The sequence below is a fragment of the Segatella paludivivens DSM 17968 = JCM 13650 genome, from assembly GCF_000373185.1.
GTDB classification, from domain to species: domain Bacteria; phylum Bacteroidota; class Bacteroidia; order Bacteroidales; family Bacteroidaceae; genus Prevotella; species Prevotella paludivivens.
The window spans coordinates 23273-42625 of the sequence record NZ_KB890646.1 but is presented as its reverse complement, the minus strand read 5'-3'; the positions used below and the strand labels follow the sequence as shown (position 1 = coordinate 42625).

Annotated in this window: 17 protein-coding genes, 1 tRNA gene and 1 pseudogene; 3 read left to right on the top strand and 16 right to left on the bottom strand. The window is 38.8% G+C overall.

Going from position 1 to position 19353, the window contains the following annotated elements; all coding sequences use genetic code 11:
- From B045_RS0107920 to B045_RS0107875, 10 genes and pseudogenes are all read right to left on the bottom strand, one after another.
- Positions 1–273: hypothetical protein (locus tag B045_RS0107920; protein ID WP_026234370.1), on the bottom strand; the 273-nt coding region annotated here is incomplete at its 3' end.
- A gap of 19 nt (positions 274–292) precedes the next feature.
- A complete protein-coding gene (locus B045_RS0107915; RefSeq protein WP_018463740.1) occupies positions 293–1165 on the bottom strand; it encodes a hypothetical protein in 873 nt (290 codons plus the stop codon).
- Between the two features lie 14 nt (positions 1166–1179).
- Positions 1180–1896 carry a hypothetical protein gene (locus tag B045_RS0107910; protein WP_018463739.1) on the bottom strand — a complete coding sequence of 239 codons (717 nt, stop codon included), beginning with the start codon at positions 1894–1896 and terminating at the stop codon, positions 1180–1182.
- Positions 1893–2378 (bottom strand): RNA polymerase sigma factor, encoded by a 486-nt coding sequence (locus B045_RS0107905; protein ID WP_018463738.1) that lies wholly within the window; start codon positions 2376–2378, stop codon positions 1893–1895. Before B045_RS0107905 ends, B045_RS0107910 begins: the two co-directional genes overlap by 4 nt.
- A 298-nt stretch (positions 2379–2676) precedes the next feature.
- Positions 2677–2802, bottom strand: a pseudogene (locus tag B045_RS15325) (ABC transporter ATP-binding protein); the annotation flags it as partial.
- Between the two features lie 403 nt (positions 2803–3205).
- Positions 3206–4255: a hypothetical protein gene (locus B045_RS0107895; RefSeq protein WP_018463736.1), complete on the bottom strand. Its 1050-nt coding sequence runs from the start codon at positions 4253–4255 to the stop codon at positions 3206–3208.
- A gap of 27 nt (positions 4256–4282) precedes the next feature.
- Positions 4283–4948 carry a hypothetical protein gene (locus B045_RS0107890; protein WP_018463735.1) on the bottom strand — a complete coding sequence of 222 codons (666 nt, stop codon included), beginning with the start codon at positions 4946–4948 and terminating at the stop codon, positions 4283–4285.
- Positions 4945–5415: an RNA polymerase sigma factor gene (locus tag B045_RS0107885; protein WP_169400981.1), complete on the bottom strand. Its 471-nt coding sequence runs from the start codon at positions 5413–5415 to the stop codon at positions 4945–4947. Before B045_RS0107885 ends, B045_RS0107890 begins: the two co-directional genes overlap by 4 nt.
- 372 nt (positions 5416–5787) lie before the next feature.
- Entirely contained in the window at positions 5788–6930 is a 1143-nt protein-coding gene (locus B045_RS0107880; protein ID WP_018463733.1) for a tetratricopeptide repeat protein, read from the bottom strand.
- Between the two features lie 630 nt (positions 6931–7560).
- Positions 7561–7634, bottom strand: a tRNA-Ile gene (locus B045_RS0107875).
- Between the two features lie 544 nt (positions 7635–8178).
- On the opposite strand from B045_RS0107875, the gene B045_RS0107870 reads away from it, so the two are divergent.
- Genes B045_RS0107870 through B045_RS0107860 form a run of 3 tightly spaced genes read left to right on the top strand, consistent with a single transcriptional unit; the run spans position 8179 to position 12489 of the window.
- The gene (locus tag B045_RS0107870; protein WP_018463732.1) at positions 8179–10734 is read left to right on the top strand and encodes a calcium-translocating P-type ATPase, PMCA-type; all 2556 of its coding nucleotides are present in this window, start codon (positions 8179–8181) and stop codon (positions 10732–10734) included.
- A complete protein-coding gene (locus B045_RS0107865) occupies positions 10731–11669 on the top strand; it encodes a bifunctional riboflavin kinase/FAD synthetase (protein WP_018463731.1) in 939 nt (312 codons plus the stop codon). The genes B045_RS0107870 and B045_RS0107865 overlap by 4 nt, the downstream gene beginning before the upstream one ends.
- 4 nt (positions 11670–11673) lie before the next feature.
- Complete coding sequence (locus B045_RS0107860) at positions 11674–12489, top strand: CPBP family intramembrane glutamic endopeptidase (protein WP_018463730.1); 816 nt, start codon at positions 11674–11676, stop codon at positions 12487–12489.
- A 225-nt stretch (positions 12490–12714) separates the two neighbouring features.
- On the opposite strand, the gene B045_RS0107855 is transcribed toward B045_RS0107860, so the two are convergent.
- The 6 genes from B045_RS0107855 to topA all read right to left on the bottom strand — a co-directional run bounded on the left by B045_RS0107855 (position 12715) and on the right by topA (position 19329).
- A complete protein-coding gene (locus B045_RS0107855) occupies positions 12715–13194 on the bottom strand; it encodes a hypothetical protein (RefSeq protein ID WP_018463729.1) in 480 nt (159 codons plus the stop codon).
- Entirely contained in the window at positions 13184–13696 is a 513-nt protein-coding gene (locus B045_RS0107850; RefSeq protein WP_018463728.1) for an RNA polymerase sigma factor, read from the bottom strand. Before B045_RS0107850 ends, B045_RS0107855 begins: the two co-directional genes overlap by 11 nt.
- A 67-nt stretch (positions 13697–13763) precedes the next feature.
- Positions 13764–14543 (bottom strand): acetylglutamate kinase, encoded by a 780-nt coding sequence (gene argB, locus B045_RS0107845; protein ID WP_018463727.1) that lies wholly within the window; start codon positions 14541–14543, stop codon positions 13764–13766.
- Between the two features lie 3 nt (positions 14544–14546).
- Positions 14547–16439: a biosynthetic arginine decarboxylase gene (gene speA / locus B045_RS0107840; protein ID WP_018463726.1), complete on the bottom strand. Its 1893-nt coding sequence runs from the start codon at positions 16437–16439 to the stop codon at positions 14547–14549.
- A 38-nt stretch (positions 16440–16477) separates the two neighbouring features.
- Positions 16478–17005 carry a shikimate kinase gene (locus tag B045_RS0107835; RefSeq protein ID WP_018463725.1) on the bottom strand — a complete coding sequence of 176 codons (528 nt, stop codon included), beginning with the start codon at positions 17003–17005 and terminating at the stop codon, positions 16478–16480.
- Positions 17002–19329: a type I DNA topoisomerase gene (topA, locus tag B045_RS0107830; RefSeq protein WP_018463724.1), complete on the bottom strand. Its 2328-nt coding sequence runs from the start codon at positions 19327–19329 to the stop codon at positions 17002–17004. The genes B045_RS0107835 and topA overlap by 4 nt, the downstream gene beginning before the upstream one ends.
- Positions 19330–19353 lie beyond the last annotated feature (24 nt).

Below are 19353 nucleotides of genomic sequence, written 5' to 3'. Positions count from 1 at the left end.
GAATCCATGAATATTATAATACTGTTTGCTTTCAGATACTAAAGCTATACGATTGCTAAAAATTAATTTCTCTGAATTGTCAGTCTTTACAGTCACAACAGTCGCAGAATCTGTGAATTCAACTTTAACAAACTCCAATGTCGTATTCTTCTGAAAGAGGTTGACTGGAGCTGTATAAACAGCTACAGGATGATTAAAAGCAATAGTCTTTTCTGCTTTTGCATAGATCGCAGCCATGCAAAATACAGCAAGTAAATATATTTTTATTTTCATGATTTTCTTTGTTAATTTGTTATTCAATATTATTTGCTGTTTTTTCCTGCTTGGTCATGAACCAATACGCTGGAATATAGATGTCTTGACCTTTGCCTACAAGCAATCTCAATTTCCCATTATATATAATAGAAAGATAGAATGGCGTTTCTTGATCGCCTCTAAATGAACCAATAAAGACAATCTTATAGTTTTTATTAATAGATTTTCCAATGCCTTTTCTTATATTTATTATGCGAGGATGGTTGATGCTTTTGAGATTATCAAGCAAATACTTCTCGAATTTTTCACAAAAGCCATTGCCTTCGTTTGGGAAAATATAAAGTTTCGCCTTTGCTGTACGATTAGTAGAACTGATTTCATCGCCAATTTCAGGTTTAAATTTAGAAAAGTCCTTGCTCTCATCGAAAAAAACATTTTCACCGGTAATATTTGCTTTATGAATTGTTTCCTCAAAAAGCTTCTTGATAGTCTCTTCTTTTGAAATGTCTGTTTGGGGATTTACTGTACTAGTCTGATTGACATTGATAAAACCTTTTGCACCATGATTAACTATTTCACTGCTTACAGCATAACGATTCACGGAGTCTATTTGGACTAACATGCGATAAGCAATAGTGTCAATATTAGCCTCGTGGCATTCGTAATGATTGCTTAGTTTGGTCTTGCCCTCAACTTCAAACATCAGGTGTCGAATAATATTGATGTCTTCTTTGCTCAGATTCTTATAATTATATGATAAATTTTGTTGAATGCCAAAATAATTGATGCTATAATGCATCACACCATCCCCCAATTTGTTGAGTTCATTTATATGGTCTAATATAGGATTCTGTGACCAACCAATAGCTGGTGCAAGAATGGCTATAATGATAAATATTATTTTTTTCATAGATGTATTCTATTTTAAAATGGATCGTTGTAATCTACTGAAGCCATGTAATGATTGACAATATCGTCAACACGTTTGCGGCGTTGTTTGCTGGTATCATCCAGTTTATCCGCAGCTACTTGGTTATTAACAGTAGGGGTGTTGCTCACATTTACAGGTGTGGAATCTTTCTCTTCAACCTTTGGAACTTCTATTTTCGCCATCAAAGGACGACAGATAGGTTGTCGAACAAACTTTTTTGTCGATTGAACTTTATTGTCAACAGAGTCCTTGCTCATATTCTTTGTGTCTTCATCTGTAGCTTTTTCTCTAGTCACTTTATTTTCCATTTTAGGCTTTGTTTCAGCAACAGTCTTGTCTCCTTGTTTCATCAAGGGTAGAGCTAAAGTGAAGAGTAAAGCAACAACGGCTGCTACAGCCGAAATCTTCCACACCAAAGAAATGATCTTTGGTTTTTCTTTCGTTTCATTTGTCGTTTGAGGAAGTTCCTCGATGATGGTATGAATATTGTTTCGCTTCTGGATGATGCGATTGTATTCGGCCGAGTAATCCTCGCTGAAGATATCTTCGTCATCATCATAAGAAAAGTCAAAGCAAAGCATAGCGAGTACATCTTTCTCCATAGAAGAAAGCTTTTCAAAAGGAATTTGCTGAAGTAATGATTTCAGTAGCATCTCTTCTTTATGGGTTGAAAGTCCCTTGATATATTTATTTATAAGTGCTTGCTTCATATTTTTAATTGTTTAATCATTTTTTTTCTTGCCGATGAAAGCATTGTTCTGATGGATCTTATCGGAATACCTGTTATGGCAACAATCTCTTCATTTTCCATTCCTTGCTGTCGCATTTGCATGAGTCGTTGTTCTGATCGCGGTAGATGACTGATAGCTAGTTCAATCATTTTCCTTTGCTCCTCAGCCATTAAGTGGGCGTTTGTTGACTCTCCGCTTTGCAACTCATCTGTATTCTTATTAAGAGATGCCGAAGCCCGAAGCTTTTGTTTTCGCCATTTGCTCACACAAAGATTCTTTGTAGCGATTATAGCGAGACTTCTTACTTGCTCATTTAGGTCATTTCGTTTCATCCATAGCTTCATAAGAACTTCTTGTATGGTGTCTTCTGCTTCATCCTTGTCATGGAAAAAGTTGAAGGCTACTTTGTACAAGATAGGCCTAAGCTCATGGATTAGATTTTCGAAATTTTCTGTTGTCATACAATAGGAATACGCATGGAAGTTAAATCGTCAAGTAAAAAAAGTGGTATTTTTATTAAAAATATGAATTTTAGCTTTTCAATTGAGTACAAAGTTACTAAAAACTATGTAATTAGGATAGTTGATTATATGAAAGTTATCAAACTTGGACAAACTAGTTTCACAAATGATAAAATAAAAGAGTATACTTGTGTGTATACTCCTTTATTATTGATATATGGAGGATTACTTGATTCGTGTAATCTCTTCTTTTAATGCTTCTAGCGACTCTTTTCAGTTAGTAGCCCTTGTCATCAAGTTATAATTCCACCTGATCTATAACCTGACCATCATACAGATTGATTATACGATTGGCATAGCTGGCATCATGTTGTGAGTGGGTTACCATGATAATTGTAGTGCCCTGTTGATTCAATCCTTTCAACCAAAAGGTACAACAGTGTGGCACTAATTCGGAAAATAAAGAAAAGGATGTGGAAAATAACAATTTGAAGCGGAAACTTAATTTTCCTTTGAGGAATAGTAAATCTTCAAAATGGCATTTATAACTTTATGACGAAAGTTCAAAATGTTCATTTGAAAATGTGCATGGAATAATTGATATCATGCCAGTATGGAAATGGATGTTGCAATAAATATGAAAGACGAAACCTTGCTTCTTAGCGATGGAACCTTAATTTGCAGTCAAGCAAAATAAAAAAGATATTATGTTATTGGTTGCTTGATAAAGAACTACATAAGACTTTGGTTTCCAAAATCCATCCCCCCGTAAGGCTATAAAATAATATCGGGGATGAGATCAACCAGCCCCGATAATTATAGCTCGATTATTTTAGATACTCTTTTTTGCCATTCACAAAGCTTTTCAGTTTCGACCATTTTGTTGGCACGCATAGCACACCTTTCGTGTGGGTCACTAAAATGTAATAATTATCTTCGTCACAAGCCACTAAGATGTTGGTATCATTTAAGTTGAGCATGCTATTGATTCTGCCAAGACATCCTGGTCTCAATACTTCCAGAGGAATATCAAAATAATATGTGAATATCTGATCATGGCGGGCATCAACAAAATTATAGGTAAGGCTGTCGATTGCTAGCAACCAATCTGCAGCTTTCTTTGATCGAGGAAGATAGTACATTGTGCCATATGTGATACCTGTAGTATGTTCTCCATCTTCCATATATAACGTCTCTGTATACATGTAATCCTCAGATTTAATAGCTGTTGGATCGTCATATACCCACTTAAATTGACGCATCTTTACGCCTTTCTTCTCCAGCTCTGGCATAATGGTTTTCATATAGTCTACTAAGTTGAAAGGCTTTGATTCGCCTACCGGTTCAATCTTTCCATATTTTAGCTCGCCAAAACCTTCCTTGTGTATCTTGCATCCTAGGTTTTGTTTAGTTTCGTAATGAAAGGATACAGTTTCCATAGCTTTTTCGGCAGAATATCCATTGCAATTGAAACAGAGTGAATAACTAATGCTGTCGGTTTCTTTGGTATGCAGATCAGTGCGATAACTCGATTCTGATATAGTTGAAAGTGAATCGATATTGTGGCGGATAAGTGATAGTATCTTTTCGCTATCTTTTTTATTCTTGCTATCAAACTCAGCCGCTATACTATCTGATTCAAATCCATTAACGGGGGTTACACCGCAAATGCTCTTAGCACAAACCTGCATAAAATGTAAATTGAGTGTATTGCTAATCATTAAATCTCCATTGCCAAAATTGCCGATTGATCTTTTTGGTGTATACCAATCATTAATTTGTTTTATCTGCTTGAAAACATTGTCCAGAGGAGTGTTCTGCGCTGAAGTATTTATGGCTATTATAGCCGATAATATTATTGTGATAAATCGTTTCATATTTCAGTTTATTAATTGATAATATATTTAATTAAATAATTTGTTTTGCAATGCGTTCATTTCATTGTTGGCGTTAGCCACATCTTTTGTGACGCGCTTGCCACGTTCTTTGATAGCATTTGTATGGGCAAGAAATTCTTTTTTATAAAGTTCTACTGGATCGACTGTTTTCACTATCTCGACGCTTGCTGATTCCACTTGGGGTTCAGCTGGAGAGTCTGCAGTTGTCTTTATTATCTGCTTTTTTGTCGTACGTTTCTGGACTTTTGCAGCGACCATTCGAGTACGCACTTGTTTTTCCGTCTTTGTCTCAACTAGTTTTGATTTTTCACTGGGAGTGATTGGGGCTTCCTCTACAATATTCTTTATAGTAACGTTAGAATTCTTATTGCCGTTCTTTGCCAGCGTGTTTTCATTTCTTGGAGGAGTAAACACAACCACCATCAGCGCTGCGACACAGGCGGCCCCTAGCCATGGCCATATCTTAAAGGTACGAGATGTCTTTCGCTTGGTTACCATCTCGTCATACACAGTTTCGTCTACTGCTAAGTCACCTATCATTTCGGTAATAATTTTCCACTCCTGTGGAGCATTATCGCGCGATACTTCCCTTGCAAGAAGCTTTTCCTCCTCAAGTGATGTTTCACCGTTGAGGTACTTCTTGATGAGTTGTTCTGTATCTTTCTGTGTCATGATTTCATTTTTTGTTTGAGTTCTTCGAATATTTTCTTTCGTGCCGCCGATATCATGCTTTTGGCTGATGATTTGGCGATGTGAACAGATGATGAAATTTCGTCGAGAGATATTCCCTGGAGTTGTCGCATTTCAAAGACTTTTCGTTCAGTTTCGTTCAAGTGCCTTACTGCTTCATACATGGCCAGTCTCCATTCCTTATTTTCCAACTCCTCTTGTGGAGAAGTCCCCATTCTTAGGTTCGGCGGAGCATAATCGCCTATATAGTTTCTTACCATAGGAATTTGCTTCTTTCGCTTTCTCACCATATCGATGCAGCAGTGTTTTGCTACCCTGATAGCTAATGGGCGATGATTCTTGTCGACATCCAACTGCTCCATATATTTGCAGAGTGTCAGCAATCCCTCTTGCGCGACATCCTTGGCATCTTCTTCGTTGCCAAAGAATTCTCGGCCTATGGAGAGCATCACGTCTCTAAGCTCTATAGCTATGTTTGCAAATTCTTGGTGTTTCATTATAACATACTAAGCGTATGGATTTGAAAAGGTAAAGTGAAAACGGTACAGATATAACGTATCTTTAACTAATTTTGTTATAGTTAACATTTTGTGGGAATTATAATGTTTAAATATGGTTTATGATTCTCATCGATTATAGATTACTTACATGTTGTGGCAATGTCAATTTAGTTTGCAAATTCTTTCCAAAGGTTAGAATACTTCCATACATTATCATTAGAAACATAATTAACGTGATTCTATTTTTTATTTATTTTGTATTCAAAAGTAAAACATCCAATATTAATGATATTGGATGTTCCAAGTTTTATAAATTTGTAATCATTGTAACTTTGTATTGCGATTCTCCTTCATGAGTTTCATAAGAGCATCATATTGTTCTTCAGCCAGTTTTAAGACTGGTTTTGGATTATCTATAGAATAAACCTTCGCAAATGGCTCAAGTGTAGCTACAAGACCGATACTCTGCTTGTTGTCAACGTAAAATCCCGTAACCTCAACTATGGCTGCCAAGTAAATAACCTTATCGAATTTTACATTGTTGCGGAGTTCATTGGTTATCATACTAGCTTCATAGGCAAGGTAACAGAGGCTTCCACCCTGACTTTGGAGTAGATCATGTTCAAATTTTCCCATATTTATCCTCACGTCCTTTGATAAATTATTCCAGTTTTCAAAGAACTGTCCAGCCTCTATCATCTTTGGAGCTGTTATAGGATGGTCGAGGTAATAATTACAGCAGTATATCGCTTCTTTATTATACTTTGAAGCTTCCTCGGCAGAAGCAAACTCCTTTACTTTTGGTAACCGTAAGTCGGCAGCTCCTTCCTCTAGTTTTATAGCAATTTTATCCGCTTCCTCTTCATTGCCAGACTCTTTAAGGTATTTCTGAAGATAAGTCAGCTCTTTCAAATATGGACTAGTATCATTTCCATAATATCTCCTGAAAATTTCTAGTCCTTTCCATTCTTCCGTAATAGCTTCCTTGAATCGTTTTGCTTTGGCCAACACCTCTGCTTTGTTGATGTATGTCTTTGCCTGATACATCCACTGTGTCATAGTTGTCTTTGGCAACGTCTCAAGGATACTAATCGATTTCTGTGAATTTTCTATTGCAGCATCAAGCTGATTGACATCTATCTGACAAATGCTTAGATTGCTCAGAAGAGATGCATAGGTATAACTTGTGGTGTCTTGGAATTTAGTCCAAAGCTCAACTGCCTTTTTCTCTTCTATCAAAGCTTCATCAAATTTCTTTATTCGTTCCAGACACATTCCGCGATTGGCAATGAGCCGGATGAGATTTGAATCGCCCTTGTTCACTTGCTTAGAAAGTGTGTCTATCTGCTTGGTCCTTAGCAGATAGCCTCCGGCAAAATTTCCGTTGCTTATTGCTATTTCTGCAAGACTGTCTAAACTTTTCATGTCATCTTGAGCGATAATAGTTGTTGGAATTAAAAGCATAAAAAAAGATATTATGCAAGCTATAAGAATTTTCTTTTGGCTAATCTTTTTGCAAACATTTAAGGTAATCATATTTTTTATTTGGTTAATTGTTTTTTATACGAAGGTGAAATTAATCATTGAGAATAATGGATAAAGTAAATTAAAACAAGATTAAAGACTTTGTCCATCTTTATTCCTTATATACAGAACTAAATTTTTTTTCAGTGTTTATGAATACATAATTTACTTAACTCATTTCTGTAAAATATCTATGGTGATTAAGGGGAATCATGATAATAGATGTCATACGTGGTAATAGTCTTTATTTTCATTCGTTTCATGGTTTAGTGATAGTGCAAAGATAATCATTTTTTACAATAATAGCAATGAATTGACTTGCAAAATTTACAGAGAATCAGATAATTATAAGAAAGCATAATTTATCTGATTAGTATTTGAAAAAGTGTGGGGGAAGTGATGTCGTGAATAGATATTCTCTTACAATTAATTGAGAAAGAATCGCCGTCTGCTTTATTTTTCATGTCATCAAGACACAAAAGCTGAATAATCTACTTAAAAGAATCAAGCGAAATGAATAATGGGCAAAATAAAAAGGAGTTACAGAAATGTAACTCCTTTTTATTATTGTGGACCAGCCTGGGCTTGAACCAGGGACCTCCAGATTATGAGTCTGTTGCTCTAACCAACTGAGCTACAAGTCCTGAATTTTGAATTCGGATGCAAAGATAGCGCCTTTTGTGCAAATTACCAAATGTTTTTTGAAAAATTTACGTAATCATGCAATGTATTCTTCTGTTCTGCCGTACTTATATCATGCAATAAAATGAAGTAACGTCTTGAACAATAAGTATAAAAAGTATTTTTTTATTTTGCTTTTCCGCTCGCTTGGTGTACCTTTGCAGAGTTTGGTAGATCTGCTCTCGTTTGCGGTATCTTTAAATAAGATAAGGCTGCACTTGGCATAATATTCAAGTAAGCTTGATGATTCTGCTCTCATTTGCGGTATCTTTAAATAAGATAAGGCTGCACTCGGCATAACATTCAAGCAAACTTGATGATTCTGCTCTCATTTGCACTATCTTTAAATAAGATAAAGCTGCACTCGGCATAATATTTAAGCAAGCTTAATGATTCTGCTCTCATTTGCGGTATCTTTGAATAAGATAAGGCTGCACTTGGCATAATATTCAAGCAAGCTTGATGATTCTGCTCTCATTTGCACTATCTTTGCATAAAATAGGATTTATGATAATAGATGATAACGATATAAAAAATAGATTCCAAGGACTTACGGCTTCACAAGTAGAAAAAAGCCGTAATTCCCATGGCATGAACATACTTACGCCTCCACATAAGACATCTATGTGGAAACTTTATCTTGAAAAATATAAAGATCCTATAATACAAATTCTGTTGGTTGCCGCTGCTATATCTTTGGCTATGGCATGGGTGGAGAATGATTATGTGGAAACTGTTGGGATAATTCTGGCAATATTCTTCGCTACTACCGTAGGATTTTATTTTGAACGTGATGCTGCAAAGAGGTTTAATCTGCTTACTAAGATGGATGACGTGCAGCTCGTCAAAGTAAGACGTGAGGGACATGTGATAGAAATTCCTCGTAAAGATGTTGTGAAAGGCGACCTTATTATTGTGGAGGTAGGTGATGAAGTTCCTGCTGATGCCAGATTAATATCTTCAGTTAATTTGCAAATCAACGAGTCAAGTCTTACAGGAGAGCTACTCTCTGACAAGAATGCTAATCCGCAAGATGATTTAAATGCAGCTTATCCCGCTGATATGATTCTGCGTTCCACTATGGTTATGAATGGCCATGGTGAAGCTGTTGTTACTGCTGTGGGGGATGATACCGAAATTGGCAGTGTGGCAAAGAAAAGCACAGAGGAAACAGACGTAGTGACCCCGCTCAATAAGCAACTTAATAAACTTGCAGCATTGATATCTAAAGTTGGAACTATAGTTTCAGTTCTGACTTTTGCTATATTCCTGACACATGATATTCTCACCCAACCAGTTTGGCATAGTTCTGATTATTTTAAGATGACAGAAGTCGTTTTGAAGTATTTTATGATGGCTATTACTCTTATCGTAATGGCTGTTCCTGAAGGACTTCCAATGGCTGTAACTCTTTCTCTAGCTTTGAATATGCGCCGTATGTTGAAATCGAATAATCTTGTAAGACGACTTCATGCATGCGAGACAATGGGAGCTGTAACGGTGATATGTACAGATAAAACAGGTACGTTGACGCAGAATCGCATGAGTGTAGTTTCTCCTGATCCGTCAGAAGGAAAGAATGATTTTGACATAGATTTATATTATGCCGCAATAGCATTGAACTCAACTGCCGAACTTGATGGCGACAACGTGATAGGTAATCCAACAGAAGGGGCATTGCTTATATGGATGAAGGAAAAGGGTGTTGATTATTTGCAGTATCGTCACAAAAGCACGATCGAATCTTCTGTGCCTTTTTCCACTGAAAAAAAATATATGCAGACGACGGCTGTCGTTGATGGTACGAAACATGTATTCCTTAAAGGTGCACCTGAGATAGTCATTGCAATGTGTGACATAACAGACGAGGAACGTAAAAAAGCAAATGATCAACTGCTTTCTTATCAGCAAAAAGCAATGCGTACATTGGCACTCGCAACAGATAATAAGTTGCAGGCCATAGTTGGTATTAGCGATCCGATACGCAAGGATGTTCCTGATGCTGTGAGACAGTGCCATGAAGCTAGTATAGATGTCAAGGTCATTACCGGTGATACTGCAGCTACTGCTATAGAGGTTTCTCGTCAGATAGGTGTTTTTGGTGAGGATATGTCTCATGATATTCCTGCTTCAGCCGTAATAACGGGAGTTGAATGGGCTGCGTTGAGTGATGATGAGGCTCTTGATCGTGCTGAAAAGATAATGGTTATGAGTCGTGCCCGTCCTGCAGATAAGTTGCGTCTTGTTAAGATGTTGCAGAAAAGAGGAGAAGTTGTTGCTGTTACAGGTGATGGAACAAACGATGCTCCAGCATTACATTATGCGCATGTTGGATTATCATTGGGCTCAGGAACAAATGTAGCAAAGGATGCCAGCGACATGACTTTGCTTGACGATTCCTTCGGATCTATTGTGAATGCAGTGATGTGGGGACGATCGTTGTATAAGAATATACAGCGTTTCCTATTTTTCCAGCTTACTGTAAATGTTACCGCTTTGCTTCTTGTTCTTGGTGGTTCATTCGTGGGAACTGCTATGCCACTCACTGTGACCCAGATTCTGTGGGTGAATCTTATCATGGATACTTTTGCCGCAATGGCTCTTGCTTCGCTTTCACCTTCACGAGAAGTGATGAAGGATAAGCCGAGAAAGCAGACCGAGTTTATCATATCACGCAAGATAGGTGGCAGTATATTTGCATGGGGTTTTGCGTTCTTTGCAGCATTGCTCGGGCTGCTTGTATATTTTGAACAAGATGGAAATATCGTAGATGCTCATGAACTCACGATATTTTTTACTATATTTGTCATGTTGCAATTTTGGAACCTCTTCAATGCAAAGGCACTTGGAGGCAATAAGTCTGCGCTCAGCCATATTGGTGCCGAGAAAGGAATGGCATTAGTTTTGCTGTTGATATTTGTAGGACAATGGATGATTGTAACTTTTGGTGGAAAAATGTTCCGCACAGTTCCGTTGTCATTTACTGAATGGGCTACGATTGTGGCTGTAACTTCACCAGTATTGTTTATCGGTGAGGGGATAAGATTGATAAAGAGAATATGAAGATAATAAAATTAAACAGGGAAACTGCAAATCTTGCACCATGTGTTGCAACAATAGGTTTCTTTGACGGTGTGCACAAAGGACATCGTTTCCTTATAAATCATGTTATTCAGGAGGCTGCGGATTCAGAATTGCAGTCTGATGTGATTACTTTTGACCGACATCCACGTGAGGTACTGCAGAGTGATTATATACCGCAGATACTAAGTGGGTTTGATAGAAAGATGTCTCTGCTGGCAGATACAGGTGTTGATAACGGAGTTGTAGTGCATTTTGATAAGGAAATGGCTTCACTTTCTTCTTATGAATTTATGAGAGATGTGTTGCGCGACAAATTGAATGTGAAGAAATTGGTAATCGGATATGATAACCGTTTCGGACATAACTGTGATGAAGGATTTGATGATTATGTAAGATACGGCAAAGAACTTGGCATTGAAGTTATTCATAATCAGGCTTTCGTGTTAAACGGCGTGAATGTCAGTTCGTCGGTTATACGTTCACTACTTAAAGATGGTGAAGTTGAAATGGCAGAAATGTGTCTTGGATATTATTACACAATAGTTGGTAAGGTTGTTCATGGTTATAAGCAGGGACGTAAAATGGGATTCCCTACAGCCAATCTTGATATGACAGATTCTCATCAGCTTGTTCCTTCACCTGGTGTGTATGCTGTAAAGGTACATATTGATGGAGAAGATGAATGTAGAAACGGAATGATGAATATCGGCAAACGTCCGACATTTGGTGGTGATAATATTACTTTAGAAACGAATATATTTGATTTTGCTGCTGATATTTACGACAAAATTATGAGTGTATCGTTTATTCATCGCATAAGAGAAGAACGTAAGTTTAACAATGCTATTGAATTGGCAGGTCAGCTTAAAGACGATCGCAGACTTGTTGAAGAGCAGTTTTTAAAAGAAGATTAATAATATGAAGAAAATCTTGAATGTTGTTCTTGATGCCCTATGGTATCTGGTGGTATTTATCTTAGTACAGTTTGTTGTGACTCTTGCAGGGGGAATGGTGATGATCGGAATTAAGGGACTACCTATTTCGTCATTTAATCATCTTTTGACAAGTAATGTAATACTCATCGTTGTAACAACGATATTGAGTAGTCTGATAACAATAGCTCTGTTTGTATGGCGTGGTTGGGTTTCTAAGTCACGCAAGTATATTCAGTCTCGTCCGTGGACAACTCTTGTATGGGTTGCAATAGCAACACTTGGACTGATACTTCCTGCTGCGGGATTAGAGGAACTGATGAAGTTAGAGTTGCCTAAGCAGCTCGGAGATTTGTTCTCTGGAATAATGAAACAGCCTTTGGGATATGTTGCAATAGGAATATTGGCACCTTTGGCTGAGGAGATCGTGTTCCGTGGAGCTATATTACGTCGTTTACTTTCTGTATTAGGCGATAAAAAGCATTGGGTTGCCATTCTTATATCAGCGTTGCTATTTGGTGCTGTACACGCAAATTTAGCTCAATTTGTTCATGCCGCATTGCTTGGCCTGTTGCTTGGTTGGATGTATTATCGCACAGACAGCATTGTTCCTGGAGTTGTACTTCATTGGGTGAACAATACTGTTGCTTATATTGCTGCTAATTTAATGCCAGGAACACAAGATGCTACATTGAGCCAACTTGCTGGCGGACAGACAATGAGAATTGTATTGTATCTAGTATTCTCGTTGTGCATCTTCTTACCTGCACTTTACCAGTTGAATATACGACTAAAAAAGTAATTCGCTAAATAAGATATATACGCAGATCGAAATTATATATCTGCGTTATATTTTATAATTTCAATAGCTAGGGTATGTAAAAAATGATTAGGCCTGCAAATCATATAATGATTTGCAGGCCTTTTCTACGTTAGTATGTTATGAAAAATTTGAGAGAATTGAAACTTCACAGTTTCATAATTGTTTTATTAAACATGATTTTATAGAGAAAGCTTAGAAATATATCTACTTCAAAATTGATGCTGCCGGTGTCTCCACAGCGTTCATGCTGCTTTGTTGCATCGTGTCAATGACTGCAGAATCGCTTAATGCGACTGAAACACCCTTGTGTGTTGCTCCTGCTGTGTTCACAACAGGACTGGCATCATCATTAAAAGGAACCTGTGCGGCATTGCCCAGTGTGAGCATGATGGCAACAACTGCGGCAGCCTTGAACAGAGGTTTAAGTTTCTGTTGCATGGTTATCACGCGTGCCTTTACAGGTGCAGGTCCTTGAATTATAGACATAATCTTCTCGTCGAAGTCATCACCCAATACGTCAGACTTATGCTCTACCTGCTGGTAGGCAAACAAATCCTTGTATTTGCAAAGGTCGGCAGGTACGTCTTTCTGACAGAAGAAAGCCTTCAGGATTTCCTCTTCTTCTAGAGTCGTCTCGCACTTCCAATAGCGCTCAAGTAACTGTGTGATATATTTATAATCCATAATTGTCTATTTCTTGAAATTTTTGTTTTACAGCCTGACGTGCTCTGTAGATATTTATTTTAACCTGTTCTTCTGTTATTTCAAGCACATTGGCAATATCCTTATAAGCTTTTCCTTCAAAATCTCGAAGCTGCATGCAGAATCGTTGTTTCTCTGGAAGTTCGTCTACGATTTTCTTCACCACACTCATTCTGTCTTTGTGGATTATGTCCTCGTAAGGGTTGTAAGCGCTGTCAGGAGCATCTCCCCCGGTACTATCAAGCTGGCTGTTTTGATTGTCGTGTTTCTTTAAACTGTCAAGAGACAAGTTTCGACAAATTGTGTAACAGAAAGCTTCAATAGATTCAATTTCTTCCCAGGTTTCTCTGTTGTTCCAGACCTTAATCATTGTCTCCTGCACGATGTCTTCCGCCTCTGCACTGTTAAGTGTTATGCGTAGAGCAAGCCTGTATAGCTGATTCTTCAGCGGCAGTACATCATTTCGAAAACTGATTTTTTTCATCTGCGCTCTGTTTAAATGACGATTGGATTATTCGAAAGTTACAAGAGAACTCGAAATTATCTCAAATTTAACATTGTTTTATTATTGTTCCGTGCTTACCGTCTATGGCGTTAGACAACGTTATTATAACTTGTTTCACACCTTTGTCTACGGCAGCAAGTGCATTTTCCAATTTTGGCAACATGCCTCCTGCTATCGTTCCGTCGGCTACATATTTATTAAAGTCATTGCGAGTGATAACCGGAATCACGCTATTGTCATCATCCGGATTACTCAATACGCCTTTCTTCTCAAAACTGTATATCAGTGTCACTTCATAAAAACGTGCAAGCGCTTTGGCTGTTTCGGCAGCAATGGTGTCAGCGTTGGTATTGAGGATGTTTCCGCATCCATCGTGTGTTAGCGGAGCCATTACTGGTGTAATACCTTGTTCGATAATATTTCTTAGTTCGAATCCGTTTACATGATCAACATCACCTGCATATCCGAAATCCAGTCCGTTTCTAACGGGGCGTTTATGGCTTCTTATCACGTCCATGTCTGCACCTGTTAGTCCAAGTGCATTTATGCCGTTTGACTGTAACATTGCAACAACATTCTTGTTTACAAGTCCGCCATATACCATAGTTACAACTTCCAGCATGTCTGCGTCGGTAATACGTCTTCCGTTCAACATCTTACTTTCAATGCCAAGTGCTTCTGCAACCTTAGTGGCTCTGCGTCCACCGCCATGTACAAGAATTTTTTTACCTTCAATGGCAGTGAAGTCTTTAAGGAGTTGTGACAGCCTTTCTTTGTCTTCCACGATTGCTCCTCCGACTTTTACGACAGTGATTTTTTCTTTCATCTCTTATTCCAAGTATGTATATCCGTATAGTCCAGAACGATAGTTGCTTAGGAATTCTTTTCCTTCTTCAAGAGAAATCTTTCCGTTTTTAATACTCTTTGTAACCCATTGTTCGAGTTGTCTTACGAGTTTCTTTGGGTTGTATTGTACATAGTCAAGAACTTCTTCAACGGTTTCTCCGTCAAAGATCTGGTCTATGCTGTATTTTCCGTCCTTAACAGAGATGTGAGCTGCATTCGTGTCACCAAACAAGTTATGCATATCTCCTAATATCTCTTGATATGCTCCAACGAGGAATACGCCTAGATAGTAAGGCTCTTCTTTGTTTAATGGATGTAGTGGTAGCACGTGTCCCACATGACCGTTTGTTACGAAGTTGGTTATCTTTCCGTCACTATCGCATGTAATGTCTTGTAGTGTGGCATTACGTGTAGGACGTTCTGTAAGTCTCTGTATTGGCATTATTGGGAACAACTGGTCTATTGCCCAACTGTCAGGAAGACTCTGGAATAGAGAGAAGTTGCAGAAGTATTTATCTGCGAGCAGCTTGTCAAGATTGCGCAATTCGTCTGGCACATGCTTCATATTCTTTGCCAGATTATTTATCTCGTGACAAACACTCCAGTACATTGCTTCGATTTCAGCGCGTGTCTTTAGGTCAACTATTCCATGAGAGAATAGTTCAAGAGCTTCTTCGCGAATCTGTTCTGCATCGTGCCAGTCTTCAAGCATTGAGCGTGAATCCAGATTATCCCATATATCATACAGGTCTTTTACAAGTTGGTGATCGCTGTCTCCTGGCTCAAACTCCTCTTTCATTTCTGGAAGACTTGCTGTCTCAAGTACGTCGATGACTAAAACGGAGTGATGCGCTGCAAGTGACCGACCACTTTCTGTAATAATGTTTGGATGATGTATGTTGTTCTTATCCGATGCGTCAACAAACGTATAAACGCAGTCGTTTACATATTCCTGAATAGAATAGTTAACAGAACTCTCGCTACTTGATGATCTGGTTCCATCATAGTCAACTCCAAGTCCGCCACCGCAATCTACAAATTCTACATTGTAACCCATTTTATGAAGGTTTACGTAGAATTGTGCAGCTTCGCGCAATGCAGTCTGTATACGTCTAATCTTTGTTATCTGACTTCCTATATGGAAATGAATCAACTTAAGACAGTCATGTAGCCCGTTGTCATCAAGTTTCTGAAGAGCTTGCAGAAGTTCCGAACTTGTAAGTCCGAATTTAGAAGCGTCGCCTCCGCTCTCAGCCCATTTACCAGAACCTGAAGATGCAAGTTTAATTCTTATTCCAAGATTTGGTTTTACATTCAGTTTTCTCGCTGCTTTTGCTATTAAGTCAAGCTCATTCAGCTTTTCAACTACGATAAAGATGCGCTTTCCCATCTTTTGGGCAAGCAATGCCAGTTCAATATAGCTTTCGTCTTTGTATCCGTTGCAGATGATAAGCGAATCGCTTTGACATTGAACCGCAATCACCGCATGAAGTTCTGGTTTAGAACCAGCTTCAAGTCCCAGATTGAATTTTCTGCCGTGAGAGATAATCTCCTCAACAACAGGTTGCATCTGGTTTACCTTGATAGGATAGATGATGAAGTTCTCGGCTTTAAAGTCATATTCTTCCTTAGCCTGCTGAAAACAGCTTGAAGTTTTTTCAATACGATTGTCGAGGATATCGGGAAAGCGCAGCAGAACCGGTGCTGTTACATCTCTCAATGCCAGTTCATCCATTATGTCACGCAAGTCTATTTCCGTGTTGTCTTTACACGGTGTGACATAAACGTCGCCTGTTTCGTTTATACCGAAATATGAGGTACCCCATCCGTTGATGTTATAGAGTTCCTTCGAATCCTCAATAGTCCATTTTTTCATTCTGAAGTTAAAAACATAAATGTAAATAATATGATTGCTTATAAACCGAGCAATTCTCTTAATTTAGTAACAAATATTTTAATTTTCTCGTAATTATCCATGAGGTTTACGTCAAGGGTATACTTAGCCTTACTATAGTATGGCTCGCGTACCACTAACTGGTCGTTTATGAATTCTTTCACCTCTTCAGAGGTCTTGTTTTGCAGTAATGGTCTCACGCTCTTTCCCATTTTCAAATGACCATACAATACTTCGGGAGTGGCTTTTAGATAGACCGTGTCTCCCTGTTGGTTCATGTAGTCGATGTTGTCATAGAAACATGGTGCTCCACCGCCGCAACTGATTATCACATCCTCAAATTCAGCTACCTCATGAAGAAGGTTGTGCTCAATAAGTCTGAACCCTTCTTCTCCTCGTTCGTCAAAGATTTCCTTTACCGTTTTTCTCATTCTGCTCTCTATGTACCAGTCTAGGTCATAGAAGGGCAGATTGAGTTCTTGTGCTAAAGTCTTGCCGACAGTTGTCTTGCCGGCACCCATATATCCAATTATAATGATTCTTCTCATTTCTTTCTTCTAGCCTTTGGCTCAGGGGCATTCTTCACAATATCCATACACTGCTCAAAAGTAAGTTCTGCGGCCTTGTCGTGCAGAGTCTTTGGCATGCGATAGTTCTTTCCGTCGTAAGCGATATATGGACCGTATCTGCCGTTAAGCACTTCCATCGCTGCGTCTTGCTCGAATGACTTGATGTGGCGTTGCTTTTCTTGCTCACGCTTTTCCATTATCAGCTTTACAGCTGTTTCTAATGTTGTTGTCATTGGATTCTCTGTTTTTGGCAGAGAAACGTATTTCTTGTTGTGCATTATGTATGGTCCGAAACGACCAGCACCGATAACAACGTCTGTATCTTCAAACTGACCTACTGTGCGTGGCAATTTAAACAGTTCCAAAGCTTCGTCAAGGGTAATAGTCTCCATACTCTTGTCGGATGGTAACTGTGAGAATCTTGGCTTCTCTTCATCATCGGCAGAACCAATCTGAACTAAAGGACCGAAACGACCAATCTTAACAAATACTGGTTTACCGCTCTTTGGATCAGTTCCAAGTTCGCGTTCTCCTGCTTTATGCTCTGAACGTGCATTTCTAACCTTCTCAACAGTTGGCTCAAACTCCTTGTCGAAGTCTTTCATCATGATGTTCCATTCTTCCTTACCTTCAGCTATTTGGTCAAACTGCTGCTCAACTTTTGCAGTGAAGTTATAGTCCATAATGTCAGGGAAGTTTTCCATTAGAAAGTCGTTAACAACGATTCCGATATCTGTAGGCAGAAGCTTTCCCTTCTCGTTGCCAGCCATTTCCTTTTTCTGCTTGCTTGTAACTTTTATGCCTTTCAGAGTGTCGATAACGTATTCTCTTTCCTTGCCGCTCTTATCACCTTTCTGAACGTATTCACGTTGTTGTATAGTAGATATTGTAGGCGCGTAAGTAGAAGGACGTCCGATACCAAGTTCCTCTAGTTTGTGTACCAGACTGGCTTCAGTGTATCTGTTTGGACCCATGCTGTAACGCTCTGTTGATGTTATCTCACGTCTTTGCAGTTCGTCACCCTCTTTCATTGCTGGTAGATTATGAGTTGACTCGTCCTGATTGTTGTCGTCATCATCTGTAGACTCACGGTAAACTTTCAGGAAACCGTCAAAAGTAACTACCTCGCCGTTTGCAACAAATTTCTCTTTTACTCCGGCTACGTCTATTGTTACTGTAGTCTTGTCTATTTCGGCGTCAGCCATTTGTGATGCAACTGTGCGCTTCCAGATAAGTTCGTACAGTCTCTTTTCCTGCAATGTACCTTCAATCTCGGTATTATTCATTTCAGTAGGACGTATAGCCTCATGTGCTTCTTGTGCTCCCTTAGAATGAGTCTGATATTTGCGAGTCTTACTGTATTCCTTGCCCCACAGTTTGATAATCTCGTCTTTACTGGTATTTATCGCAAGTGATGAGAGGTTAACAGAATCGGTACGCATGTATGTGATGCGTCCGTTCTCATATAAGTGCTGTGCCACCATCATCGTCTGACTTACGGTGAATCCCAGTTTTCTTGCTGCTTCCTGCTGCAATGTTGATGTAGTGAAAGGAGGCGCTGGGGTGCGGTGTAAAGGTTTCTTAGCTATAGATGACACTGTGAATTTTGCATCCTTGCATTTCTCAAGGAAAGCAACAGCTTCTTCGTGTGTGTTGAATCGTGTGTCCAATTCTGTTTTCACTTCACTGATGTTTCCGTTAGGATTCGTGATAGTGAGAATTGCATTTATGCGATAGTATGGTTCGCTCTTAAAAGCCTGTATCTCGCGCTCTCGCTCAACAATAAGTCTCACAGCAACGCTCTGTACTCGTCCTGCGCTTAGAGCTGGTTTAACTTTTCTCCATAATACAGGTGATAGTTTAAATCCCACAAGGCGGTCAAGCACGCGGCGTGCCTGTTGTGCGTTTACAAGATTCATGTCAAGATGACGTGGAGTCTTTATAGCGTCAAGGATAGCTGATTTCGTGATTTCGTGAAACACGATACGGCTTGTGTTTTTTTCGTCAAGTCCAAGTACTTCGCAAAGGTGCCATGAAATAGCTTCTCCCTCGCGGTCCTCATCGGATGCTAACCAAATCTTTTTGGCTTTCTTGGCGTTTGACTTCAACTCGGAAACAAGTTTCTTTTTCTCGTCAGGAATTTCGTAATCTGGTTCCAGTGTTTCTGCATCTATACTTAATTCCTTCTTCTTGAGGTCGCGAATGTGACCATAAGAAGACATTACCTTGAAATCGTTTCCTAAAAATTTCTCAATAGTCTTAGCCTTTGCGGGGCTCTCTACGATAACTAAATTTTCTTGCATAATTGCGAATTGTACGTTGTTAGG